Source organism: Paraburkholderia sp. C35, from assembly GCF_003121405.1.
In the GTDB taxonomy this organism is placed as follows: domain Bacteria; phylum Pseudomonadota; class Gammaproteobacteria; order Burkholderiales; family Burkholderiaceae; genus Paraburkholderia.
The window spans coordinates 32,986-56,698 of record NZ_QBUY01000053.1; the positions used below are offsets into that span (position 1 = coordinate 32,986).

Sequence of the window (23,713 nt, forward strand, 5' to 3'; positions counted from 1 at the left end):
CGGGGCCCGACGCAGAATTCAAGCAACGAGCGAGCCAGCTCTTTGATGACCGAACCATCCCTGTTGAGTTCCAGCTATTCACTGTTTGCGTCACGCGCCTATGCGGCGAATCCAGGTCTTGCGCCGCGCGTCGCCTCGCTGGCGGCGTCGGCGATCAGCCGCCAGCGGATCGACGAACGGCTCGACGCGCTGATCGGCGCGCTGCGTGCGTCGCCCGATGCGCCGCTTTCCGAAGATGCACTGAAAAAGGCGCTCCGGCAGCTTCGGGCCGAGGTGTTCTGCGCCGTGATGGAGCGCGACCTGTCCGGCGCGGCCGACGTCGCCGAGGTCACGGGCACGATGACCGATCTGGCCGAAGCGACCGTGCAGCGCGCGATGGCCGTGGTCAGCGCCGATCTCGAAGCGCTCTATGGCGAGCCGCGCGGCTCGCAGGGCGAGCGGCTGTCGCTCGGCGTGGTCGGTATGGGCAAGCTTGGCGGACGCGAACTCAATGCGTCTTCCGACATCGATCTGATTTTTGTCTATGAAGACGATGGCGAGACCACGGGCGGCCAGCGCTCGCCCATCGCCACGCAGGATTTCTTCACGCGGCTCGGCAAGCGGCTGATCGCGGCGCTCGCCGAAGTGACGGCGGACGGCTACGTGTTTCGCGTCGATATGCGGCTGCGGCCGAACGGCGATTCCGGGCCGCTGGTGTGCAGCCTGGGCATGCTCGAAGAGTATTTCTACGTGCAGGGCCGCGAATGGGAGCGCTACGCGTGGATCAAGGGCAGGGTCGTGTCCGAACACGCCAGCGATTCGGCGCGCCGGCTCGCGAAGCAACTCGACGCGATCGTGAAGCCGTTCGTCTACCGGCGCTATCTGGACTTCGGCGTGATCAGCGCGATCCGGTCGCTGCATCTGCAGATCCGCCAGGAAGCGCAGCGGCGCGCGTCGATGCGTCCCGACAAGGCCGACGATATCAAGCTCGGCCGCGGTGGCATCCGTGAAATCGAGTTCAGCGCGCAGGTGTTCCAGCTAATTCGCGGCGGTCAGGACGCGGGCTTCCGCGTGCGGCCGACGCTCGCCGTGCTGCGTCACGCGGCGGCGCGCGGTCTCATTTCGCCGGGCGTGTGCGCCGATCTGACCAGCGCCTATCTGTTTCTGCGCGAACTCGAACATCGTCTCCAATATAGGAACGACGCCCAGACCCACGCGATGCCTGTCGATCCCGCCGAGCGTGCGCATCTGGCGAAGTCGTTGGGATTCGACGACTACGCGGCGCTGATGGCGAAGCTCGAAACGCATCGCGAGCTGGTCGAGCAGCAGTTCGACCAGATTTTCGCCGACAAGGTGAGCGGGCAGGGCGGCTGCGGCGCACGCGAAGACGGCGCGGCCGTGTGGATCTGGAGCAGCGCGCTCACCGACGACAGTGCCGACGATGCGCTCGCCGCGCGTCTGGTCGAACTCGGCATCGAGCATCCCGCCGATCTGCTGTCGAGGCTGAAAGCCGTGTGGCAGTCGTCGCGCTATACGGGGCTGGCGGAACGCAGCCGCGAGCGCTTCGATATCGTCGCGCAGCGCGCGCTCGAAGCCGCGCAGACGCTGGAGCCTGCCGAACGGCGCGGCGATATTCTGGTGCGCCTGTTCGATCTGCTCGAAGCGATCGGGCGGCGCGGCGCGTACCTCGCGCTGCTGACCGAGTATCCGCAGGCGCTGCATCGCGTGTTGTCGGTGCTGGGTGCGTCACGCTGGGCGGCGGGTTATCTGATCCGCCATCCGCAACTGCTCGACGAACTGCTCGATGACGAAGCGATGGCAAGCCCGTTCGACTGGCCCGAGTTCAAGCGCACGCTGCGCGCGCGCCTCGCCGCCGCCGATGGCGTCGAGCAGCAGATGGACCTGCTGCGTCACGCGCACCAGGCCGAAGTGTTCCGCATTCTGCTGATCGATCTGGCGGGCAAGCTGAGCGTCGAGCATGTGAGCGACCGTCTGTCCGAACTCGCCGATGCCGTGCTCGACGTGACCATCGAAGCCGTCTGGAACCAGCTTGCCAAGCGTCATCGGCCGGTGCCGCGCTTTGCGATCATCGCTTACGGCAAGCTGGGCGGGAAAGAACTGGGCTACGCGTCGGACCTCGATCTGATCTTCCTGTACGACGATCCTGACGACAACGCGTCCGATATATACGCCACCTTCACGCGCCGGCTTATCACGTGGCTTACGACGGCGACGGGTGCTGGCACGCTGTTCGACGTCGACTTGCGGCTGCGGCCGAACGGCGAATCGGGTCTGCTCGTGACGGATCTCGACGCGTTCCGCCGCTACCAGTTGCGCGAGGGCGACGCCGCCAACACGGCCTGGGTCTGGGAGCACCAGGCGCTGACGCGCGCCCGTTACTGCGCGGGCGATCCTGCTGTCGGCGCGCAGTTCGAGGCGATTCGCGAACAGGTGCTGACTACGCCGCGCGAGGCGGCGCCGCTGGCCGCTGAAATCGTCGATATGCGGCGGCGCGTCGAGGAAGGGCATCCGAACCGCACCGAACTGTTCGATCTGAAACACGATCGCGGCGGCATGGTCGATATTGAGTTCACCGTGCAGTACTGGGTGCTGCTGCACGCGGCGCGCGATCCCGATCTGATCCGCAACACGGGCAATATCGCGCTGCTGCGGGAAGTATCGCGTTTCGGGCTGATGAGCGGCGAAGAGGCGGATACGGTGGGCGCGGCTTACCGGACTTACCGGAAGCTGCAGCACAAGCTGCGGCTCGACGGGATGGAGAAAGCGCGCGTCGAACCGCACAGCGTCGAGAAAGAACGCGAAGCCGTGTTGCGGTTGTGGCGGCGGGTGTTTGGTTGAATCTGTGAGCGGCGGCGGCGCGGCCCGTTGACTGCCGCGCCGCGTCTTTACCGATGGATCACGCGGCTGTGAGCATTTCCTTCGCGTGCTTGCGCGTCGTGGCCGTGATTTCGATACCGCCCAGCATGCGCGCGACTTCTTCGATGCGGCTCGACTTGTTCAGCGGCGTCACGGTGCTGACGGTGCCGCTCTTGCCCTTGCTGTTCTTGGCGACCTGGAAGTGATGATCGCCGCGCGCGGCAACCTGCGGCAGGTGCGTGACGCATAGCACCTGACGCTGCTCGCCAAGCTGATGCAGCAGACGGCCGACCACTTCGGCGACACCGCCGCCAATACCCGTATCCACTTCGTCGAAGATCAGTGTTGGCGTCGGGCTGGCCGCGCTCGCGATCACCGACAGCGCCAGACTGATACGCGCCAGTTCGCCGCCCGAAGCCACTTTTGCCAGCGGCCTCAGCGGCACGCCTGCGTGACCGGCGACGCGGAATTCGATCTGCTCCATCCCGTGTGGACCGCCTTCGGGCAGCGACACCAGCGCGACTTCGAAGCTGCCGCCCGCCATCGACAGTTCCTGCATGCCCGTCGTCACCGCGGCGCCTAGCGCCTTCGCGGCCTTCGCGCGGGCCTTCGACAGCACCTTTGCTTCGGCAACGAAGGCGTCTTTGGCTTTGGCTTCGACAGCGCGCAGCGCGTCGATGTCAGCGGCGGCGTCGAGCTTGGCAAGCTGCTCGCGGCGCTCCTGATGTTCTTGCGGCAAGGTTTCCGGTTGCAGCCGGAATTTGCGCGCGGCCGAATGCAGCGCGTCGAGGCGCTTTTCCACCTGGGCGAGCCGGTCGGGATCGAGCTCCAGCCGTTGCGCATAATGGCTCAGCGAGTACGACGCTTCCTGCAACTGGATTTCGGCGGGTTCGAGCGCGGCGAGCGCATCGTTCAGTTCAGGATCGATCTCGGCGAGATCGCGTATTTTCGAAATGATCGACGACAGATGGCCGAGCATCGCTTCGTCCGATTCGGACAACGCCGACAGCGCGCCCTGCACGCCGTCGATCAGATTCGCCGAATGCGACAGCCGCCGATGCTCCGTATTGATCTCTTCCCATTCGCCAGGCTGCGGCGAGAGCTTGTCGAGTTCCGTAAGTTGCCAGGCGAGCCGCTCGCGTTCGAGTTGCAGTTCGCGGTCCTTGCTCTGCGCGGTTTCCACGGCTTGTGCTGCATCGCGCCAGGCACGCCACGCACGCGTGACGCCGGCCTTGGTGTCGAGCAGACCGGCGTGCGTGTCGAACAGTTCGCGCTGCGCGTCGGGCCGCATCAGCAGTTGATGCGCATGCTGGCCGTGAATGTCGACCAGCATTTCGCCCACTTCACGCAATTGCGTCAGCGTCGCGGCCGTGCCGTTGATGAACGCACGCGACCGGCCGTTGCCATCGACCACGCGGCGCAGCATCACGATGTTGCCGTGCTCGGTTTCGTCCGCGGCGAGCGCCTGTTCATCGAGCCAGGCATCGACGAGCGGGTGCGTGTCGAACTCGGCGGTGATGTCGGCGCGAGCCTCGCCCGTTCGCACGACGCTCGCATCGGCGCGTGCGCCGAGCGCCAGCGCGAGGGCGTCGATGAGGATGGATTTGCCGGCGCCTGTTTCGCCGGAGAAGACCGTAAAGCCGCTGTCGAATTCGAGGTCGAGCGCGGCGACGATGACGAAGTCGCGTATCGAAAGGTGGCGGAGCATGGCGCGTCTATCTGTATGGCGTGGCGTGCGTGGGTTGGCGTGTTGCAGTGGTGGTGCGTTCGACTATCCGGCAGGCAGCGGCGGCACGCCGTCAGTCGCGTGGATCGTCTTCGTGCGACGGATACTCGTTCCAGTGCAGCTTCTTGCGCAGCGTCGCGTAATAGCTGTAGCCGACGGGATGCAGGAAGGGCACCGTGTGGCGCGAGCGGCGCACGTCGATGGTGTCGTTCAGTTCGAGCGCGGTGAACGACTGCATGTCGAAGTTCACGTTGACGTCGCGGCCCGAGATGATCTGGATGCTGACCTTGGAATCGTCCGGTATGACGATAGGGCGGTTCGACAGCGCGTGCGGCGCGATCGGCACCAGCACCAGGCCTTGCAGTTGCGGATGCAGAATCGGTCCTTGCGACGACAGCGCATAGGCCGTCGAGCCTGTCGGCGTCGCGACGATCAGACCGTCCGAGCGCTGGTTGTACATGAAGCGGCCATCCACCGACACCCGCAGTTCCGCCATGCCCGAGAAGCCCGAGCGGTTCACGACCACATCGTTGAAGGCGAGCGCGTGGTAGATCGGCTGGCCGTCGCGCATGATCCGCGATTCGAGCAGCGTGCGTTCTTCGCGCTCGAAACTGCCCGACAGCATCTGCGGAATGATCTCGCGCATGTCGGAGAACGGGATATCCGTAATGAAGCCCAGCCGGCCATGATTGATGCCGATCAACGGTGTCTTGTACGGCGCCAGCTGCCGGCCGATGCCCAGCATCGTGCCATCGCCGCCGAGCACGATCGCCACGTCCGCGCGCGCGCCGATCTCGGCCGGGCGCAGCGCAGGCCATTGCGTCACGCCGATTTCCTGGGCGGTTTCTGCCTCGAACGCGATCTCGTAGCCATGCTTTTCGAGGCACGTGGCGAGCGCGGTCAGCGGCTCCCCGATGCCCGGCGTATTGCTGCGCCCGACGAGCGCAACGGTCTTGAACTGGCTGTTAGCTTGCATGCCCGCATTACACCATAGGTGCGACCTGAAAAGAACCGTCCGCCCCGCTGGCGCGCCCGCCGGGGCGGATACGTGACGCGCGCGTGACGCCGGACAGACCTGGTCCGATTATCGTTAGAATGGTGAAGTCCTCATGACAGACGTGACGACTGCATCGATCCATGCACTGTGGCTCGAGCGCGGGCGGGGAGCCGCGCAGGGCGTGTGCGGCCGCCAAGCCGCTGCGCCGCGGGCCGCCGCGCGCTCGCCGCCATGCGGTGGTTACGCTAAAATTTTCACGCCATGCTAGATCCTCGCGCACAAACCCTCCTGAAAACGCTGATCGAGCGATATATCGCCGAAGGTCAGCCGGTCGGCTCGCGCACATTGTCGCGGTACTCGGGGCTGGAGCTCAGCCCGGCGACCATCCGCAACGTGATGTCCGATCTGGAGGAACTGGGACTCGTCATCAGCCCGCACACGTCGGCGGGACGCATTCCCACGCCGCGCGGCTACCGGCTGTTCGTCGACACGATGCTGACCGTCGAACCCGCCGCCGACGATGACGCCGTGATGCGCGCCGTCAAGACTACGCTGCAGCCGGGCGAGCCGCAGAAGGTGGTTGCGGCCGCCGCGAGCGTGCTGTCCAGCCTGTCGCAGTTCGCGGGCGTGATTCTGACGCCGCGTCGCAGCCACGTGTTCAAGCAGATCGAATTCCTGCGCCTGTCCGATAAACGCATCCTGTTGATCATCGTGACGCCGGAAGGCGACGTGCAAAACCGCATCATGGCCACGCAGCGCGATTTCTCGCCGTCGCAGCTCACGGAAGCGTCCAATTACATCAACGCGCACTTCGCGGGTCTTTCGTTCGACGAGGTGCGTCTGCGTCTGCGCGGGGAAATCGACGAGTTGCGCGGCGACATGACGACGCTGATGCACGCGGCCGTCACCGCGAGCACGGACATGACCGACACGGGCGAAACCGTGCTGATTTCCGGCGAGCGCAATCTGCTCGAAGTGGCCGACCTTTCGTCGGACATGGCGCGACTGCGCAAACTGTTCGATGTGTTCGATCAAAAGACCAGTCTCCTTCAGTTGCTCGACGTGTCGAGTCACGCGCAGGGCGTGCAGATTTTCATTGGCGGCGAGTCGAATCTCGTGCCGATCGAAGAAATGAGCGTGGTGACGGCACCGTACGAAGTGAACGGCAAGATCGTCGGCACGCTCGGCGTGATCGGGCCGACGCGCATGGCCTACAACCGCGTGATTCCGATCGTCGATATCACCGCACGTCTGCTTTCCATGACGCTCAGTCAGGGGTGACGCCGCGGTCGGCATGGAGTGAATCATGCGCGGCGTTTTCCGCCGTGCCAATTGGCCGAATGGCCAGGTATCGGCGGCAGACCGCGCCGCTATAATGACCTTCTCGATTCATTACGTGCCGCGCGCCTGTGCGGCTCTTTCCTTTGCCTATGCGCTTCGACCTCGAGCGGCCCTTGCAGTCTGCTGCGGCACATCGCGTTGCTGTTTTGCTGATCAATCTCGGCACGCCCGATGCGCCGACGCCGCGTGCCGTGCGCCGCTATCTCGCGCAGTTCCTGTCGGATCCGCGCGTGGTCGAGATTCCGTCGCTGATATGGCAAATCATTCTGCGTCTGCTCATCCTGCCGTCGCGCGGCGTGGCCTCGGCGAAGAAGTACGCCGCCGTGTGGATGCCGGAAGGCTCGCCGCTGCGCGTCCATACGGTCAAGCAGGTTGAAGGGCTGCGGCATCTGCTGCATCTGAACGACTACGCGGTGATCGTCGAGTACGCGATGCGCTACGGCACGCCCGATATTCCCGGCATGCTGAACCAGCTGAAGCTCGCGGGCGCCGACCGCATCCTGCTGATGCCGATGTACCCGCAGTATTCGTCGTCGACCACGGCCACGGCGTTCGACGACGCGTTCGCCGCGCTCAAGCGCATGCGCAACCAGCCCGAAATCCGCACGGTGCGCCAGTACGCGGATCATCCCGCTTACATCTCGGCGCTTGCCGCGCAGGTCAACCATTACTGGCACACCCACGGCCGCCCGGATTTCGCGGCGGGCGACAAGCTGGTGCTGAGCTTCCACGGCGTGCCGAAACGCACGCTCGATCTCGGCGACCCGTATCACGAACAATGTCAGCAGACGGCGTCGCTGTTGATGCACGCGCTCGGGTTGACGTCCGTCGAATGCCGCGTGACATTCCAGTCGCGCTTCGGCAAGGCCGAATGGCTGCAGCCCTATACGGCACCGACGCTGAAGGAACTGGGCGCGGCAGGCGTGAATCGCGCGGACGTGTTTTGTCCAGGCTTCACGGCTGATTGTCTGGAGACGATCGAGGAAATCGGCATGGAAGTGCGCGATGAATTCGTGCACGCGGGCGGGAAAATTTTTCACGCCATTCCCTGCCTGAACGCGTCGCCGGCCTGGATTGCGGCACTGGGCGAAATCGTCGCGCAGCATCTGCAGGGCTGGCCAGTGCAGGTGAGCGCGCCGCAAAGCGCGTCGGTTGCCTGAGTCTGCGGGTCCGGCATGCAATCTGCATTCGGGCAGCGGTTTGAGACGTTTGAAAACGCCTGAAGAAGGACTGATGAACTACAAGATTTCTATCGAACCGGGCGCGCGGTTGCGCATCGACAAATGGCTGTGGGCGGCTCGCTTCTTCAAGACCCGCTCGCTTGCCGCCGATGCCGTCGAGAAGGGCCGGGTGCGGATTGGCGGCGCGACGGTGAAGCCGGCCAAGGACGTGCGCGTCGGCGATCTGGTCGAGATCGAGATCGAGCGGATCGTGTGGCAGGTCGAGGTGCTAGGCGGGTGCGACGTCCGCGGGCCGGCGAGCGTCGCGCAGACGCATTATGCCGAATCGGAAGAGAGCAAGGTGAAGCGGGTGCAGGAGCACGAACGGCGCAAGACGTATCGCGAGCCGACCGCGGAGTTGCACGGAAGGCCGACCAAACGCGACCGGCGCGTTATCGACAAATTTTCGCGTGAGGGTTGAACAGCTGTTCCATGGTCGCGTGAACGCCGCCGTACTCGGTCGTGTGTTCGTTGACGACGCCGGACATGCAGATGGTCGTGGTGCCAGCAATGAGTACCAATGCCACCACCGATATGGCGAAGGTCAGTTTCACGGTACTCCCCCTTGAGATTGCAAGCGGAAACGGTTGATCTGGTTGATTCAGCTAGTAGTAAGCCGTACGTCAGATTAGGGTTAACGTGCCTTTTCGGACGCCTGAGTTGAGTTTAGGACACTCGCGCACCGCGCTCAATCTCAATATGATGACGCGCTCGAAATGCTTGTTACGCCAGATTTCCAGGCCCCTGCGAGGTGCAAAAAGCATCGACGGGAGCCTTGAAATACGGCGGGCGCACCCTTACTTGCACCGTTGATGCGCGGCCGGCATGTTGTATCGGCACCACGCCCAACGGGCGAGTCCCATTAAACTGCCGCCGTTTCTTGGCCTTATTTATTTGAATTTCAGCGACATGGAAAACACGCAAGAGAATCCGACGAGCCAGAATCCCACGCCCGCCGACGAAGCCGCGCGCCAGGCCGCAGAGGCCGCATCGGGCGAGCCGCAAGCTCAGGCGCAACAGCCGGAAGCGGCTGGCGAACAGCAGGCACAACCGTCCGGCGCCGAAGCCGCGCTGGCGGAAGTACAAGCCAAGCTGGCCGAGATGCAGGAAAGCTTCCTGCGCGCCAAGGCGGAGACGGAAAACGTCCGCCGCCGTGGTCAGGAAGACGTGGCGAAGGCGCACAAGTTCGCCATCGAAAGCTTCGCCGAGCATCTGCTGCCCGTGATGGACAGCCTCGAAGCGGCCGTCACACACTCCACTGATGACCTCGCGAAGGTCCGCGAAGGCGTCGAGCTCACGCTGCGCCAGCTGGTGGGCGCGCTGGAGAAGGGCAAGGTTGTTGCTCTGAACCCCGTTGGCGAGAAGTTCGATCCGCATCGCCATCAAGCCATTTCGATGGTTCCGGCCGATCAGGAGCCGAACACCGTCGTTGCCGTGCTGCAAAAGGGCTATGTGATCGCCGACCGCGTGCTGCGTCCGGCGCTCGTCACGGTTGCGGCACCGAAGTACGCGCAGTTCGCGCGGCCATGTCCGGTATCCCCGTCGACAGCACCGCGTTCGCGGTCTTCGACATGCAGGAACTCACTGCCACGAACTTCGATGCCGGCCTCCAGTCGGCGGGCGACGAACTGGCGGCGGTGTTCTTCTGGGGACTGGACTGCTTCAACTGCGAAATCGCGAAGAAAGCCATGCTGGCACAGCCGGACGCGATTCGCGCCCTTGGCCTGCGCTGGTTTCACAGCAATGTGTATGAGCATCGCGAGCTTGGCAGGCGCTTTTTGCTGCATGGCGTGCCCACGTGGTTCTTCTTTCACCGCGGCAAGCGCCTCGGGCGGGCGACGGGCTGGCATGGTCTGGCGCAATTCGAAGCGGCCGTCTCGGCGGCTCGTGAGAGAATCCGCGCCGCGGCTGAAGCAGGCGCGGCCGGCGTCGGAACGGCGGTTGCGGGTTTGTCTCGCTCAATCGCTGGCCAGACCGATTGAAAAAAATTAATGACCGCATCGTATTCAGGGTCTTGAAAACGATGCAGCGGCACTCATTTTGAGTGCAGGATGAAATTCAGGGGCGGGGCGCCCGGTGGCCAAATGGTCCAGCCAGCGATGCCCGCAGCGATCAAAGTCAGGAGATTAGTAAAAATGGGCAAAATCATCGGCATCGACCTCGGCACCACCAATTCGTGCGTGGCGCTGATGGAAGGCAACCAGGTCAAGGTGATCGAGAACTCGGAAGGTGCGCGCACCACGCCGTCGATCATCGCCTATATGGACGACAACGAAGTTCTCGTCGGCGCGCCTGCCAAGCGCCAGTCGGTCACCAATCCGAAAAACACGCTGTACGCGGTCAAGCGCCTGATCGGCCGCCGCTTCGACGAAAAGGAGGTGCAGAAGGACATCGGCCTGATGCCCTACAAGATCGTCAAGCACGATAACGGCGACGCGTGGGTCGAAGCGCACGGTCAGAATCTCGCACCGTCGCAGGTTTCGGCAGAAGTGCTGCGCAAGATGAAGAAGACGGCTGAGGACTACCTCGGCGAGCCGGTTACGGAAGCCGTGATCACGGTGCCGGCGTACTTCAACGACAGCCAGCGCCAGGCTACCAAGGACGCAGGCCGCATCGCCGGTCTGGAAGTCAAGCGGATCATCAACGAGCCGACGGCAGCTGCGCTCGCGTTTGGTCTGGACAAGGCTGAAAAGGGCGACCGCAAGATCGCCGTGTTCGACCTCGGCGGCGGTACGTTCGATATTTCGATCATCGAAATCGCTGACGTGGACGGCGAAATGCAGTTCGAAGTGCTGTCGACGAACGGCGACACGTTCCTCGGCGGTGAAGACTTCGACCAGCGCATCATCGACTACATCATCAGCGAGTTCAAGAAAGAGCAGGGCGTCGATCTGTCGAAGGACGTGCTCGCGCTGCAACGCCTGAAGGAAGCGGCTGAAAAGGCGAAGATCGAACTGTCGTCGGGCCAGCAGACGGAAATCAACCTGCCGTACATCACGGCAGACGCATCGGGTCCGAAGCACTTGAACCTGAAGATCACGCGCGCCAAGCTGGAAGCGCTGGTCGAAGACCTGATCGAGCGCACCATCGAGCCGGCGCGCGTCGCAATCAAGGACGCAGGCGTGAAGGTCAGCGACATCGACGACGTGATTCTCGTCGGCGGCCAGACGCGTATGCCGAAGGTGCAGGAGAAGGTGAAGGAGTTCTTCGGCAAGGAACCGCGCCGTGACGTGAACCCGGACGAAGCCGTTGCTGTCGGCGCTGCGATTCAAGGCCAGGTGCTGTCGGGCGACCGCAAGGACGTGCTGCTGCTGGACGTGACGCCGCTGTCGCTGGGCATCGAAACGCTCGGCGGTGTGATGACGAAGATGATCAACAAGAACACCACGATCCCGACGAAGCACGCTCAGGTGTACTCGACGGCGGACGACAATCAGGGCGCCGTGACGATCAAGGTGTTCCAGGGCGAGCGCGAAATGGCAGCGGGCAACAAGCTGCTGGGCGAGTTCAACCTGGAAGGCATTCCGCCCGCACCGCGTGGCGTGCCGCAGATCGAAGTGAGCTTCGACATCGACGCGAACGGCATTCTGCACGTCGGCGCGAAGGACAAGGCGACGGGCAAGGAAAACCGCATCACGATCAAGGCGAACTCGGGTCTGTCGGAAGCCGAAATCGAGAAGATGGTGAAGGACGCGGAAGCGAACGCGGAAGAAGATCACAAGCTGCGTGAACTGGCCGATGCCCGTAACCAGGGCGACGCGCTGGTCCACAGCACGAAGAAGGCGCTCACCGAGTACGGCGACAAGCTGGACGCAGGCGAGAAGGAAAAGATCGAAACCGCGCTGAAGGACCTTGAAGACACGCTGAAGAACAGCGCGAGCGACAAGGCCGCGATCGAAGCGAAGATCGAAACGGTGGCAACGGCATCGCAGAAGCTCGGCGAAAAGATGTACGCCGACATGCAGGCGCAAGGTGCAGCAGGCGCGGCAGGTGCGGGCGCAGCGGGTGCCGAAGCAGCAGCGGGCGCGAGCCAGCAGGCCGACGATGTCGTCGACGCCGAGTTCAAGGAAGTGAAGAAGGACTAAAGCCGGGTCGCGGTTTGACCGTAAGGCTGTGCATGGCGACATGCGCAGCCCGGCTAACAAGGTTGGCGCCCGGCATGGCCGGGTGACCGAACCGGATACGCGCCTGGCGAGCCTTTCTGGCTCTCCGGGCACATTTGTTTTATGGAGGGCAGGGCTTTTGACCCGTAAATTGCGGGCAAGTCCGGGCCTTACGAGTCGCGAGACTCCAGCATTCAAGAGGAGCCGCCGCGCCCCATTGCGCGGATGGCGTTGAACCGATATGGCGAAACGGGATTACTACGAGGTTCTGGGCGTCGCGAAGAACGCGAGCGACGACGAAATCAAGAAGGCTTATCGCAAGCTCGCGATGAAGTACCACCCTGACCGCAATCCGGGCAACAAGGATGCGGAAGAGCATTTCAAAGAGGTGAAGGAAGCCTATGAAATGCTGTCGGACTCGCAAAAGCGTGCCGCGTACGACCAGTACGGCCACGCCGGCGTCGATCCGAACATGGCGGGTGCAGGCGCTCAGGGCTTTGGCGGTTTTGCCGATGCATTCGGCGACATTTTCGGCGACATCTTCGGCCAGGCCGCGGGCGGCGCTGCACGCGGCGGCCGCAGCGGTCCGCAGGTCTATCGTGGCGCAGATCTGCGCTACAGCATGGAAATCACGCTCGAGCAGGCCGCACACGGCTACGACACGCAAATCCGCGTGCCGAGCTGGGTATCGTGCGAAATCTGCCACGGCTCCGGCGCGAAGCCGGGCACCAAGCCGGAAACCTGCCCGACCTGTAACGGTTCGGGCGCGGTGCGGATGTCGCAAGGTTTCTTCAGCATCCAGCAGACTTGCCCGAAGTGCCATGGCACGGGCACCTACATTCCCGAGCCTTGCACGCACTGCCACGGCGCAGGCAAGACCAAGGAAACCAAGACGCTGGAAGTGAAGATTCCGGCTGGTATCGACGACGGCATGCGCATCCGTTCGGCTGGCAATGGCGAGCCGGGCATCAACGGCGGGCCGTCGGGTGATCTGTACGTCGAGATTCACATCAAGGCGCACGCGGTATTCGAGCGCGACGGCGACGATCTGCATTGCCAGATGCCGATTCCGTTCACGAAGGCAGCGCTGGGCGGCGAGATCGAAGTGCCGACGCTGGCTGGCCGCGCGAGCTTCACGGTGCCGGAAGGCACGCAGTCGGGCAAGACGTTCCGTCTGCGCGGCAAGGGCATCAAGGGTCTGCGTTCCAGCATCGCGGGCGATCTGTATGTGCATGTGCAGGTCGAAACGCCTGTCAAGCTCACCGACGCGCAGCGCGATCTGCTCCAGCAGTTCGAGAAGTCGCTGACGGAAGGCGGTGCGCGTCACAGCCCGCAAAGCAAAAGCTGGTTCGACCGCGTGAAGAGCTTTTTCGACTAATCTGTTCTGACGCGCGTTCAGAAGTTGGCGGTATGCATGGCGGCTCAAAAAACAGGCTCGGTGTTCGCGTTGCTGGACGACTGCGATTCGAGTGCGAGTCGCCGGTCTAGCCGGCTGTACACGGGGTTTCGGCGCGAGCACGTCTGCACTGATCCCGCGCAGCTCGAGGCTGTGTGCGAGGCGGCTTCGGCCGATGTCGACGGCGGGCTGTTCGCAGTCGTGCTGGGCGACTACGAGTTTGGACAGGCTTTGCAGCAAAAAACGCAGCGTGCCAGCGGCACGCTGCGTTTTTTATTGTTCGAACAGTGCCGCAAGATGTCGCGAGACGAGGTCGATGCGTGGCTCGTGCTCCATGACAGCGCGGCAGTCGAGCCTTCCGTGGCGGGCATCGGCGGCGTCCACGCGAGCGTCGACGAAGCGCAGTTCGCGCAGGCCATCGGCGCGATTCACGACGCGCTGCGCGTCGGCGACTCCTATCAAATCAACTACACATACCGGCTGTACTTCGATGTGTTCGGCACGCCCGCCGCGCTGTTCAGGCGGCTGCGCGCGCGCCAGGCGGTGCCCTACGGCGCGCTGATCGCACTGCCCGATGACGGCTGGATCGTGTCGTGTTCGCCGGAACTGTTCGTCGAGAAGAAAGGCGCTGCGCTGCGCACACGGCCGATGAAGGGCACCGCGCCGCGTGCCTCGGACGCAGCGCAAGATCGTGCAGCCGCCGAGTTTCTCGCGAACGATCCGAAGAACCGCGCGGAAAACGTCATGATCGTCGATCTGCTGCGTAACGATCTGTCGCGTATCGCGGAAACGGGTACGGTGAAAACGCCTGCGCTGTTCTCGATCGAGCCGTATCAATCCGTCTGGCAGATGACGTCGACCGTGACGGCGACATTGCGCCCGCGAACCTCGTTCGCCGACGTGCTGCGTGCGCTTTTCCCGTGCGGCTCGATCACGGGCGCGCCGAAGCACAAGACCATGCAGCTGATCGAACAACTCGAATCGACGCCGCGTGGCTTGTATACAGGCACAATCGGCTGGCTCGACGCGCAGCCGGATCTCGGCGACGCGGTCGGCAAGCAATGCGGCGACTTTTGCCTGTCGGTCGCCATTCGTACGCTGTCGATCGGTGCCGCGGCGCCGGACGGCGTGCGCCACGGTGAAATGGGTATCGGCGCGGGCATCGTGCTCGATAGCGTTGCGCAAGACGAATACGCGGAGTGCAAATTGAAAGCACGTTTCCTGACGGAAGCCGACCCAGGCTTCCAGCTATTCGAAACGATGTACGCGACACGCGAAGACGGCGTGCGGCATCTCGATCGCCATCTCACAAGGCTGGGCAATAGCGCGAGATGGCTGGGCTTCGCATTCGACGGCGAAGGCGTGCGCGCGCAACTCGTCGCTCAATGCGCGGCGCTGCGCAGCGCGACGGAATACCGGATGCGTCTCACGCTGGACAAGGCGGGCGCGGTGGAAATCACGGTCGCGCCGCTCGTGCCGCTCGCGGAAGAAGTGGTCGGCGTGCTGCTCGGTCCGGACCACGGTTTTGCGACGATGCACGCAACCGATCCGCTGCTGCGCCACAAGACCACACGTCGCGCGGAATACGATCGCGGCTGGCGCGAAGCCGAATCGCAGGATGCGTTCGATACCCTGTTCTTCAACGAACATGGCGAATTGACCGAGGGCGGTCGATCGAACGTTTTCGTGATGCTGGATGGGCGCTGGTGGACGCCGCCGTTGTCATCGGGCGTGTTGCCGGGCGTGATGCGCAGTGTGCTGCTGGGAGATCCCGACATGCAGGCGGGCGAGCGGGTATTGACCCGGGAAGACGTGTTGAACGCGCAATCGCTGATGCTCTGCAATGCGCTGCGTGGCGCGTTGCCGGCGCGGATTATTGCTTGAATGATTGAGCCGGCAACGTAGAAGAAATACGCATCAGACGGGATGCCGGTGAAACAGGCGCCCGATCCATGCAGTCAGGCGCGCATGCCAGGTGACGTCGTATTCGTGGGGATGATTGCCGTGGTCACGAATACTCGTGACGTCGATCAGGCAGAAGGGGCTCATGTTCGTATCTCCGGTGGCGCGCGGTGAGCGCGTTGAAAAGAGAACGAAGATAGTGGATGCCAATTGCAGGCCGAATCAGAACGGTCTTAAAGATAATCTCAAAGAAAAAGCGGCGCTTCGAAGCGCCGCGCAATTCAGTCAAAACTTCAGAACGTGTGCTCAGGACCTGGGAACGTGCCGTCCTTGACGGCGCGCACGTAGGCTTCGACGGCCGCAAGAATGCTCGGCTGTCCCTGCATGAAATCCTTCACGAAGCGCGGGCGCTTGCCGGGGAAAATGCCCAGCATGTCGTGCAGCACCAGCACCTGACCCGAGCAATCGACGCCCGCGCCAATGCCGATGGTCGGAATGCGCACTTGCTTCGTCACCTCGGCGGCGAGCAGCGTCGGCATCGCTTCCATCACCAGCAGTTGCGCGCCCGCGTCCTGCATCGCGAGCGAATCGCGCAGCAGCTGCGCCGCGCCCGCTTCCGTCTTGCCTTGCACCTTGAAGCCGCCGAACGCGTGCACCGATTGCGGCGTGAGGCCGACGTGACCGCACACGGGAATCGAGCGCTCGACCAGAAAGCGCACGGTATCGGCGAGCCATTCGCCGCCTTCCAGCTTCACCATCTGCGCGCCTGCCTGCATCAGCTTGACGGCGTTCGTGAAGGCGTCGGCGGGCGTGCCGTAGGTGCCGAACGGCATATCGGCGACGATCAGCGCCGACGGCTTCGCGCGCGCGACACAGGCCGTGTGATAGGCGATCTCATCGATGGTGACGGGCAGCGTCGTGCTCTGGCCTTGCAGCACGTTGCCGAGCGAATCGCCGATCAGCAGCGAATCGACGCCCGCGCGATCGAGCAGCGCCGCGAAGCTCGCGTCGTAGCACGTGAGCATCACGATCTTGTCGCCGGCTTCGCGCATCGCCTGAAGTTTCGGGACGGTGACGGCGCTGCGACTCGTCTCCTGCAAATAGGTCATGGGTGATCCGTTGGAAAGACGGCGTCACGCTACAGCCAGACGCTATAGCGTGCCGCCTTTGACAAAGAATTCCTTGCGCCCGCGCATCGATTCGATGCGTTCGACGAGCAAAGCAAGGTCCGCGTCGGAATCGAGCGGATTCAGGTGTTCGGCGTTGACCGTGAGAACGGGCGCGCCGCTGTAGTGATAGAAGAAGTCGTTGTACGCGTCGCACAGCGAGCGCAGGTACGCGTCCGAAATCTGCAGTTCCATCGGCAGCGCGCGTTTCTGGATGCGCGAGAACAACACTTCAGGACTGGCCTGCAGATAGATGATCAGATCGGGCGACGGACCCGGCGCATCGAGCTTCGCGCCCAGCGCGCGATACAGCTGATACTCGTCGTCCTGCAACGTGAGACGCGCGAAGATGTCGTTCTTCTGCGTCATGAAATCGGTGATGAGTGGCGTATTCGCCGTGCGCAACGCGTTGATGTCCTGCACCTGCTGCGCGCGTTGCAGCGCGAAGCTCAGTTGCGCGGGCAACGCATAGCGCGCCGTATCGCGATAAAAGCGTTCGAGAAACGGATTGTCCTGCGGGCGCTCGAACAGTTCGTGCATCGACCAGCGTTGCGCGAGACGCCGCGCGAGCGAGGTCTTGCCGACGCCGATCGGCCCTTCGATGGTCAGGTAACCATGCGGCGGGCGCAGATCGGGCGCCGTCACGGTGAGCGGCGGGGCGGTCATGGGCAGCGAACTCATGGGCAGCCGCCTTTGGGCGCGGCGTCCGCGCTTCCGATGTTGTCCACCGCGCCGGGCGCAAGGCACTGGCAGGGCGATTTCAACTTCTCGATACGCTGATCGGCGACGGCAGCCAGAAACGCATCGGCGCGGCCGCGTTGCGGAATGATCAGTTCGGGTTCGACTTCGACCAGCGGCACCAGCACGAACGCGCGCTCCGTCATGCGCGGATGCGGCACGATCAGATCGGGTTCGTCGATGGCGTGTTCGCCGTACAGCAGGATATCGAGATCGAGTGTGCGCGGCGCGTTACGAAAGGGACGCTCCCGGCCGAAGTGATGCTCGATCTTGTGGCACAGCGCGAGCAGATGGCGCACGGGCATCGTGGTATCGAGCTTGACGACGAGATTCAGATAATCGTCGCCGCCCGCGTCGATCGGGGCGGTGCGATACAGGCTCGACTTGGCGAGCACGGTGATGGTGTGCTGTTGTGCGAGGCACACCACCGCGTCTTTCAGGGTCTGGCGCGCGTCCCCGAGGTTCGCGCCGAGGCCGAGATAGGCAACCGTCATGGCATAACTTCCTGCAACTTGCGTTCGACGGCGCGGGCCGGAACTGCGTCAGTCTTCGTGCGGGCCGTCGTGGCTCGCATCGTCTGCTGCGCGGTCTCCTGAAGCCGTGCCGCCCTCCATTCCGTCGCCCTGTTTGCTGCGGTTCCGGCTATTGCTACGCCGCCGACGTTTTCTGGGCGCCCGGTCCTTCCCGCCTTGCGAAAGCAGTGCTTCACGCGCGGCGATGTCTCCTTCGATGAACTCCGTCCACCACGTACCGACGGCTTCATCCAGCTCGCCCGATTCGCAGCGCAACAGGAGGAAATCATACCCCGCTCTAAATCTTTGGTGTTCCAGCAGCTTCAGCGCGCTGCGGCCCGAGCGCTTTTCGAGGCGATGCTGCAAGCCCCAGATTTCGCGCATATCCGACGAGAAGCGCTTATGGATGGCGAGCTTCTCGGTCTGCATGTCGAGCACGTCGTCCATCGCGCGATGCAGCGCGGGCACGGGATACTCGCCGTTGGCTTCGTATTGTTGCCAGCGTTGCTGCATGTCATGCCACAGCAACGTAGCGAACAGGAAGCCCGGCGACACCGGCTTGCCGGCGCGCACGCGAGTGTCCGTATTGTTCAGCGCGAGCGTGATGAACTTCTCGCCGTGCGGCTGTTCGAGCACGACGTCGAGCAGCGGCAGCAGGCCGTGATGCAGGCCTTCCTTGCGCAGACGCTGCAGGCACGCAAGCGCGTGGCCCGACAGCAGCAGCTTGAGCATTTCATCGAACAGACGCGCGGCGGGCACGTTGTTGATGAGATCGGCCAGTTCCTTGATCGGCGCGCGCGTCGCTTCTTCGATTTCGAAATCGAGCTTCGCCGCGAAACGCACCACGCGCAGCATGCGCACCGGGTCTTCGCGGAAACGCGTCGCCGGGTCGCCGATCATGCGCAGCAGGCGCGCACGCATGTCGGCCATGCCGTTGTGATAATCGAGCACCGTCTGCGTGGCGGGGTCGTAGTACATCGCGTTGACGGTGAAGTCGCGGCGCGTCGCGTCTTCATGCTGCTCGCCCCAGACGTTGTCGCGCAGCACGCGGCCGCTGGCATCGACGGCGTGCGTGCGGCGATCCAGCTCGTCGCGCTTCAGACGGCGCGGCGGCGGCGCATCGGCGGGCGGTGCATCCACCAGCGCGCGGAACGTCGATGTCTCGATGATTTCCTGGCCGAACTGCACGTGCACGATCTGGAAACGCCGCCCGATGATGCGCGCGCGGCGGAACAGCTTTTGCACCTGTTCGGGCGTGGCAGCGGTGGCGACGTCGAAGTCTTTCGGCGCGATGCCGAGCAGCAGATCGCGCACCGCGCCGCCGACGATAAACGCCCGGAAGCCCGCCTGCTGCAGACCTTCCGTGACGCGAATCGCGTTACGCGAGATCAGCGACGGGTCGATGCCATGGATATCGGAGGAGACGATGACGGGCGCATCCGGCTCAGGCACGGCAGCGGCTGCGGCCGGTTTGCGCCGGGCGCCGCTCTTGGCTGCGCCTGTGCCGCTCTTCGACGTAGAACGCGTCGAACGGCTGGTATGCGGCGCGCGTTCGTCGCGCGCGGAGTCGTCTGATTCTGTGGCGGGCGCGGCCTCGTCAGCGGGCTCTGCGTCCTGTCCAAACAGCTTGCGAATGAGTTTCTTGATCACGTGGGTTGAAAGAGTTCGAGGATGCGCCAGCCTTTCTTCTGCGCGTGTGCGCGTAGCGTGTCGTCGGGGTTGGTCGCGATCGGGTCGGTGCCATTCTCGAGCAGCGGGATGTCGTTATGCGAATCGCTGTAGAAATAGCTGCGCTCGAAGTCCGACCAGGTTTTGCCCAGCGACGCGAGCCATTCTTCCGTGCGCACGATCTTGCCTTCACGGTAGCTCGGCGTGCCTTTCGGGTAGCCGGTGTAGTCAGATGCCGGATGGCCATCCACGGTCTCTACTTCGCACGCGATCAGCTTCTCGACGCCGAATACTTCAGCGATGGGCGCCGTGATGAACTCGTTGGTCGCGGTGACCATGCAGCACAGATCGCCGGCGTCGCGATGCCGGTTCACCAGTTCCATTGCAGCGGGAACGATGGCCGGCTTGATCACTTCGTGCATGTACTGGTCGTGCCATACCTTCAGTTGCGAGCGCGGATATTTCGCGAGCGGCGTCAGCATCGCGACCAGATACGCATGAATGTCGAGCTTGCCGGCCTTGTAGTCGGCAAAGAAGCGATCGTTTTCGCGCGCGAAGCTGTCGGCGTCGACAATGCCGAGCTTCACCATGAAGCGGCCCCATTCGTGGTCGCTGTCGGTGGGGATGAGCGTGTGATCGAGGTCGAAGAGAGCGAGGTTAGCCATGGGGGACTATTTTACTTGAAGCGGATGACTGGGCTTGCAGAGCGGCGCGGCGTGGGCTGTCGGCGGCGCTGCCTGCGTTATCGGGCGACGCGAGCATGGTGCGCAGCAACGGCAGCGTGACGGCGCGCTTCTGTTCGAGCGAGAAGCGGTCGAGCGCGTCGAGCAGCGCCATCAGGCTCGGCATGTCGCGGCGGAAATGCGTGAGCAGATAGGCGGGCACGTCGTCGGCGAGATTGATGCCGCGCTCGCGAGCCGCACGTTTGAGCACGGCTGCCTTGCCTTCGTCGGCGAGCGGCGCGACGTGGAACACGAGGCCCCAGCCGAGGCGCGTGCGCAGATCTTCGCGCACGTTCAGGCCCATCGGCGCCGCGTTGCCCGTCGCGACAAGCGCGCTGGTCGGATGCGCGCGCACCTCGTTGAACAGGTTGAAGACGGCGATCTGCTGCGCGCCCGACAGGCGGTCGCAATCGTCGATTGCGTACAGCGCGACGGCCGGATCGAACGAAAACGCGGCGAGGCTGCTCTGCGGGCCGGCGTAGCGCGCATGGCCCGGCGGCGCTTCGTGCACGAGCGCTTCCAGCAGATGCGTGCGGCCGCTGCCCGTCTCGCCCCACACGTAGAACGAGCGGTCCGCGACCGGGCCGGCCGCGAGCGCCGCGTCCAGTTCGCGCAGGCGCGTGACCAGCTCGGCGTTGGTGCCGGCGAAGAAGTTGTCGAATGTCGATGGCGGCGGGGTGCCGAGATCGAGCGTCAGTTGGCGCGACACGATAGATAAGCCGTTAAGACGAATAAGCGGATCGATAAGGCATCAATTCTTGTAAAGCGAACTCGACAGATAACTCTGCCGCAGCTCACGGAACGCGACCGAGAGTATGGCGCTCACGGGCAGCGCGAGCAGCACGCCAAAAAAGCCGAACAGCTGGCCGAACGCGAGCAGCGCGAAGATCACGGCAAGCGGATGCAGGCCAATCCGTTCGCCGACCAGCCGCGGCGTCAGGATAAAGCTTTCGAGAATCTGTCCGACGCCGTAGATCAACGCGACGGCACCGAAACCGTACCAGTTGCCGAACTGTAGCAGTGCGGCGAGCAGCGCGAGGCCGAGGCCCGTGGCAAAACCGAGATACGGGATGAACACGGCCAGCCCCGTGAAGATGCCGACGGGCAGCGCGATTTCAAATCCGGCGATATACAGCGCGACGGCATAAAACACCGCGAGCACGCCCATCACGAGCAATTGGCCGCGCAGGTATTGCGACAGCATGTGATCCATGTCGCGGGCGAGATGGATCGTCTTCGCGAAGAAGCGGCGCGGGATGAAGCCGCGCACGCGCGCGAGCATCGCGTTCCAGTCGTACAGCAGATAGAACAGCACGAGCGGCACCATCACGACGTTGCCGACCACGGTGATCATCACGTTCGAACTGGTGCGAATCGACGTCCACGCGTAAAGCGCGACCGTCTGCGCGCTGCCTTCGAGCTGGCCCATCACCATGTCGCGGATACTGGCGAAATCGAGCGAGTCGCTCACGCCCAGCATGGCGAGTTTCGGTGTCAGCCAGCCGTGCAGGTGCGAGAAGAACACAGGCACCTGCTGCTTGAGCTGCGGCACTTCTTTCTGGATGACGCCCAGCACGAGCAGGACCAGCAACGTGACGATCGCCACGAAGAACAGGATCATCAGCGTCGCGGCGAGGCCGCGCGGCACGCGGCGACGCGTCATCCACGCGACGCCCGGCTGCAGGATATAGGCGAGGATCGCGCCGAGCAGGAACGGCGTGAGCACGGGGCTCAACAGCCAGAGCAGAATGCCCACGGCAAGCGCAATGGCAAGCCAGATAAAGGCGCGGCGCTGGTACGGCGTGAGGATCGGACTGTTTTGCTGCAAAGCGGGTTTCCCTGGTGTCGTTCCGGCGTCTCAAATTCCAGCCGTGCGGCCGGCATCGGGTAAAATCGCATTTTACCGACCTTCGAGCACTCCCCCCATGAATCAACCGAAATCCGCCCCGAATTCCCCTGATTCGACCCAAGGTTTGTCGTATCGCGACGCGGGCGTGGACATCGACGCAGGCGACGCCCTGGTCGATGCGATCAAGCCCTTTGCCAAGAAGACGCTGCGCGAAGGCGTGCTGGGCGGCATCGGCGGTTTCGGTGCGCTGTTCGAAGTGCCCAAGCGCTACAAGGAGCCCGTGCTCGTGTCGGGCACGGACGGCGTGGGCACGAAGCTGCGACTGGCATTCCAGCTGAACCGTCACGACACGGTCGGCCAGGATCTGGTCGCGATGAGCGTCAACGACATTCTGGTGCAAGGCGCCGAGCCGCTGTTTTTCCTCGATTACTTCGCGTGCGGCAAGCTGGACGTCGGCACGGCGGCCACCGTCGTCAAGGGTATCGCGCAGGGTTGCGAACTGGCGGGTTGCGCGCTGATCGGCGGCGAAACGGCGGAAATGCCGGGCATGTATCCGGACGGCGAGTACGATCTGGCGGGTTTTGCCGTTGGCGCGGTGGAAAAGAGCAAGATCATCGACGGCAGCAAGATCGTGCCGGGCGATGTCGTGCTGGGTCTGGCGTCGAGCGGGATTCATTCGACCGGTTATTCGCTGGTGCGCAAGATCATCGAGCGCGCGCAGCCGGACCTGAATGCCGATTTCGACGGTCGCACGCTGGCCGAGGCGCTGATGGCGCCGACGCATATCTATGTGAAGCCGTTGCTGGCGCTGATGCAGCAGCTCGAAGTGAAGGGCATGGCGCACATCACCGGCGGCGGGCTGGTCGAGAATATTCCGCGCGTGTTGCGTGAAGGCCTGACGGCTGAGCTGGATCATCGCGCGTGGCCGCTGCCGCCGCTGTTTGCATGGCTGCAGAAGCATGGCGGTGTCGCTGATGCGGAAATGCATCGTGTGTTTAATTGCGGGATTGGTATGGCTGTGATCGTTTCTGCCGCTGATGCTGATGCTGCGATCGGGCTTTTGTCCGCCGCTGGCGAGCAGGTCTGGAAGATTGGTGTTGTTCGCGACAGCGCTGAAGGTGAAGCGCAGACTGTCGTGGTGTGATTTTTTTTGCCCTTGGCGGGCGCTTGTCTGGTGTTTTGTTGTGGAAGCCGTCTGGTTTTTTTACTGGGCGGCTTTTTTGTTGTTGTGCTGGCGTCCGCGGTTTGCTTCTGGTTTGCTAGCGTCGCCCCTGTGCGGGGCGGCACCTACTTTTCTTTGCCGCGGCAAAGAAAAGTAGGCAAAAGAAAGCCGCTGAACACCGCCAGTTCTTGTAGTTGCCTGCGGGTCCCCCACCGGTCCTATCCTTCACACGGCATCACTCTTCTTGATGCCCGCTGCCAGCGCTCTTTAACGGCGCATCACCCTCTTCAAACACCCGCGTCTCAGCAGGTCTTACCAGTTCGGCCCAGGCCGCCCAGGTGGCAAACGGTGTGTC

Annotated in this window: 20 protein-coding genes and 1 pseudogene; 10 read left to right on the forward strand and 11 right to left on the reverse strand. The window is 63.5% G+C overall.

Annotation, left to right across the window (positions count from 1 at the left end; translation table 11 throughout):
• Positions 1-45: 45 nt before the first annotated feature.
• A complete protein-coding gene (gene glnE, locus DK391_RS26415) occupies positions 46-2,838 on the forward strand; it encodes a bifunctional [glutamate--ammonia ligase]-adenylyl-L-tyrosine phosphorylase/[glutamate--ammonia-ligase] adenylyltransferase (protein WP_109480957.1) in 2,793 nt (930 codons plus the stop codon).
• Between the two features lie 58 nt (positions 2,839-2,896).
• Here the strand turns inward: glnE and recN are convergent, their stop codons facing one another.
• Both recN and DK391_RS26425 read right to left on the reverse strand, forming a co-directional pair.
• Complete coding sequence (gene recN / locus DK391_RS26420) at positions 2,897-4,564, reverse strand: DNA repair protein RecN (RefSeq protein ID WP_109480958.1); 1,668 nt, start codon at positions 4,562-4,564, stop codon at positions 2,897-2,899.
• Between the two features lie 91 nt (positions 4,565-4,655).
• Entirely contained in the window at positions 4,656-5,558 is a 903-nt protein-coding gene (locus DK391_RS26425) for an NAD kinase (RefSeq protein ID WP_109480959.1), read from the reverse strand.
• Between the two features lie 282 nt (positions 5,559-5,840).
• Here DK391_RS26425 and hrcA point away from each other — a divergent pair, with 282 nt between their 5' ends.
• The 3 genes from hrcA (at position 5,841) to DK391_RS26440 (ending at position 8,561) form a co-directional block, all read left to right on the forward strand.
• Positions 5,841-6,860 carry a heat-inducible transcriptional repressor HrcA gene (gene hrcA, locus DK391_RS26430; RefSeq protein WP_109480960.1) on the forward strand — a complete coding sequence of 340 codons (1,020 nt, stop codon included), beginning with the start codon at positions 5,841-5,843 and terminating at the stop codon, positions 6,858-6,860.
• Positions 6,861-7,009: 149 nt separating this feature from the next.
• Positions 7,010-8,080, forward strand: a complete 1,071-nt coding sequence (hemH, locus tag DK391_RS26435; protein WP_109480961.1) for a ferrochelatase — start codon at positions 7,010-7,012, stop codon at positions 8,078-8,080.
• 73 nt (positions 8,081-8,153) lie between these two features.
• A complete protein-coding gene (locus DK391_RS26440) occupies positions 8,154-8,561 on the forward strand; it encodes an RNA-binding S4 domain-containing protein (protein WP_109480974.1) in 408 nt (135 codons plus the stop codon).
• Here DK391_RS26440 and DK391_RS44970 read toward each other — a convergent pair.
• Positions 8,533-8,694, reverse strand: a complete 162-nt coding sequence (locus DK391_RS44970) for a hypothetical protein (RefSeq protein ID WP_165489460.1) — start codon at positions 8,692-8,694, stop codon at positions 8,533-8,535. The genes DK391_RS26440 and DK391_RS44970 overlap by 29 nt on opposite strands.
• Positions 8,695-9,049: 355 nt before the next feature.
• Between DK391_RS44970 and grpE the strand changes: the two are divergent.
• The 5 genes and pseudogenes from grpE to pabB all read left to right on the forward strand — a co-directional run.
• Positions 9,050-9,646, forward strand: a pseudogene (gene grpE, locus DK391_RS26445) (nucleotide exchange factor GrpE); the annotation flags it as partial.
• 20 nt (positions 9,647-9,666) lie between these two features.
• A complete protein-coding gene (locus DK391_RS26450) occupies positions 9,667-10,122 on the forward strand; it encodes a thioredoxin family protein (protein ID WP_109480962.1) in 456 nt (151 codons plus the stop codon).
• A gap of 153 nt (positions 10,123-10,275) precedes the next feature.
• Entirely contained in the window at positions 10,276-12,225 is a 1,950-nt protein-coding gene (dnaK, locus tag DK391_RS26455) for a molecular chaperone DnaK (protein WP_109480963.1), read from the forward strand.
• Between the two features lie 259 nt (positions 12,226-12,484).
• Complete coding sequence (dnaJ, locus tag DK391_RS26460; protein ID WP_109480964.1) at positions 12,485-13,621, forward strand: molecular chaperone DnaJ; 1,137 nt, start codon at positions 12,485-12,487, stop codon at positions 13,619-13,621.
• Positions 13,622-13,657: 36 nt separating this feature from the next.
• Positions 13,658-15,523, forward strand: a complete 1,866-nt coding sequence (gene pabB / locus DK391_RS26465; protein WP_109480965.1) for an aminodeoxychorismate synthase component I — start codon at positions 13,658-13,660, stop codon at positions 15,521-15,523.
• A gap of 33 nt (positions 15,524-15,556) precedes the next feature.
• On the opposite strand, the gene DK391_RS45625 is transcribed toward pabB, so the two are convergent.
• The 8 genes from DK391_RS45625 to DK391_RS26500 form a co-directional block, all read right to left on the reverse strand.
• Positions 15,557-15,688 carry a hypothetical protein gene (locus DK391_RS45625; protein WP_275426833.1) on the reverse strand — a complete coding sequence of 44 codons (132 nt, stop codon included), beginning with the start codon at positions 15,686-15,688 and terminating at the stop codon, positions 15,557-15,559.
• A gap of 146 nt (positions 15,689-15,834) precedes the next feature.
• On the reverse strand, positions 15,835-16,650 hold the full coding sequence (panB, locus tag DK391_RS26470) for a 3-methyl-2-oxobutanoate hydroxymethyltransferase (protein ID WP_109480966.1): 816 nt from the start codon (positions 16,648-16,650) through the stop codon (positions 15,835-15,837).
• 42 nt (positions 16,651-16,692) lie between these two features.
• Positions 16,693-17,373 carry a deoxynucleoside kinase gene (locus tag DK391_RS26475; protein WP_109480975.1) on the reverse strand — a complete coding sequence of 227 codons (681 nt, stop codon included), beginning with the start codon at positions 17,371-17,373 and terminating at the stop codon, positions 16,693-16,695.
• An 11-nt stretch (positions 17,374-17,384) separates the two neighbouring features.
• Entirely contained in the window at positions 17,385-17,939 is a 555-nt protein-coding gene (gene folK, locus DK391_RS26480) for a 2-amino-4-hydroxy-6-hydroxymethyldihydropteridine diphosphokinase (RefSeq protein ID WP_109480967.1), read from the reverse strand.
• A gap of 48 nt (positions 17,940-17,987) precedes the next feature.
• Positions 17,988-19,607, reverse strand: a complete 1,620-nt coding sequence (gene pcnB, locus DK391_RS26485; protein WP_109480968.1) for a polynucleotide adenylyltransferase PcnB — start codon at positions 19,605-19,607, stop codon at positions 17,988-17,990.
• Positions 19,604-20,290, reverse strand: a complete 687-nt coding sequence (locus tag DK391_RS26490; protein WP_109480969.1) for an HAD family hydrolase — start codon at positions 20,288-20,290, stop codon at positions 19,604-19,606. Before DK391_RS26490 ends, pcnB begins: the two co-directional genes overlap by 4 nt.
• The gene (gene hda, locus DK391_RS26495) at positions 20,283-21,056 is read right to left on the reverse strand and encodes a DnaA regulatory inactivator Hda (RefSeq protein WP_109480970.1); all 774 of its coding nucleotides are present in this window, start codon (positions 21,054-21,056) and stop codon (positions 20,283-20,285) included. Before hda ends, DK391_RS26490 begins: the two co-directional genes overlap by 8 nt.
• A 42-nt stretch (positions 21,057-21,098) precedes the next feature.
• The gene (locus tag DK391_RS26500) at positions 21,099-22,175 is read right to left on the reverse strand and encodes an AI-2E family transporter (protein ID WP_109480971.1); all 1,077 of its coding nucleotides are present in this window, start codon (positions 22,173-22,175) and stop codon (positions 21,099-21,101) included.
• Between the two features lie 97 nt (positions 22,176-22,272).
• On the opposite strand from DK391_RS26500, the gene purM reads away from it, so the two are divergent.
• A complete protein-coding gene (gene purM / locus DK391_RS26505; RefSeq protein WP_109480972.1) occupies positions 22,273-23,340 on the forward strand; it encodes a phosphoribosylformylglycinamidine cyclo-ligase in 1,068 nt (355 codons plus the stop codon).
• Positions 23,341-23,713: the final 373 nt, after the last annotated feature.

What these genes read in the sequence shown, in the direction of transcription:
- glnE (WP_109480957.1), top strand. Translation starts at nt 46, where the DNA reads ATGACCGAACCATCCCTGTTGAGTTCCAGCTATTCACTGTTTGCGTCA.
- recN (WP_109480958.1), bottom strand. Translation starts at nt 4,564, where the DNA reads ATGCTCCGCCACCTTTCGATACGCGACTTCGTCATCGTCGCCGCGCTC.
- DK391_RS26425 (WP_109480959.1), bottom strand. Translation starts at nt 5,558, where the DNA reads ATGCAAGCTAACAGCCAGTTCAAGACCGTTGCGCTCGTCGGGCGCAGC.
- hrcA (WP_109480960.1), top strand. Translation starts at nt 5,841, where the DNA reads ATGCTAGATCCTCGCGCACAAACCCTCCTGAAAACGCTGATCGAGCGA.
- hemH (WP_109480961.1), top strand. Translation starts at nt 7,010, where the DNA reads ATGCGCTTCGACCTCGAGCGGCCCTTGCAGTCTGCTGCGGCACATCGC.
- DK391_RS26440 (WP_109480974.1), top strand. Translation starts at nt 8,154, where the DNA reads ATGAACTACAAGATTTCTATCGAACCGGGCGCGCGGTTGCGCATCGAC.
- DK391_RS26450 (WP_109480962.1), top strand. Translation starts at nt 9,667, where the DNA reads ATGTCCGGTATCCCCGTCGACAGCACCGCGTTCGCGGTCTTCGACATG.
- dnaK (WP_109480963.1), top strand. Translation starts at nt 10,276, where the DNA reads ATGGGCAAAATCATCGGCATCGACCTCGGCACCACCAATTCGTGCGTG.
- dnaJ (WP_109480964.1), top strand. Translation starts at nt 12,485, where the DNA reads ATGGCGAAACGGGATTACTACGAGGTTCTGGGCGTCGCGAAGAACGCG.
- pabB (WP_109480965.1), top strand. Translation starts at nt 13,658, where the DNA reads ATGGCGGCTCAAAAAACAGGCTCGGTGTTCGCGTTGCTGGACGACTGC.
- DK391_RS45625 (WP_275426833.1), bottom strand. Translation starts at nt 15,688, where the DNA reads ATGAGCCCCTTCTGCCTGATCGACGTCACGAGTATTCGTGACCACGGC.
- panB (WP_109480966.1), bottom strand. Translation starts at nt 16,650, where the DNA reads ATGACCTATTTGCAGGAGACGAGTCGCAGCGCCGTCACCGTCCCGAAA.
- DK391_RS26475 (WP_109480975.1), bottom strand. Translation starts at nt 17,373, where the DNA reads ATGACCGCCCCGCCGCTCACCGTGACGGCGCCCGATCTGCGCCCGCCG.
- folK (WP_109480967.1), bottom strand. Translation starts at nt 17,939, where the DNA reads ATGACGGTTGCCTATCTCGGCCTCGGCGCGAACCTCGGGGACGCGCGC.
- DK391_RS26490 (WP_109480969.1), bottom strand. Translation starts at nt 20,290, where the DNA reads ATGGCTAACCTCGCTCTCTTCGACCTCGATCACACGCTCATCCCCACC.
- purM (WP_109480972.1), top strand. Translation starts at nt 22,273, where the DNA reads ATGAATCAACCGAAATCCGCCCCGAATTCCCCTGATTCGACCCAAGGT.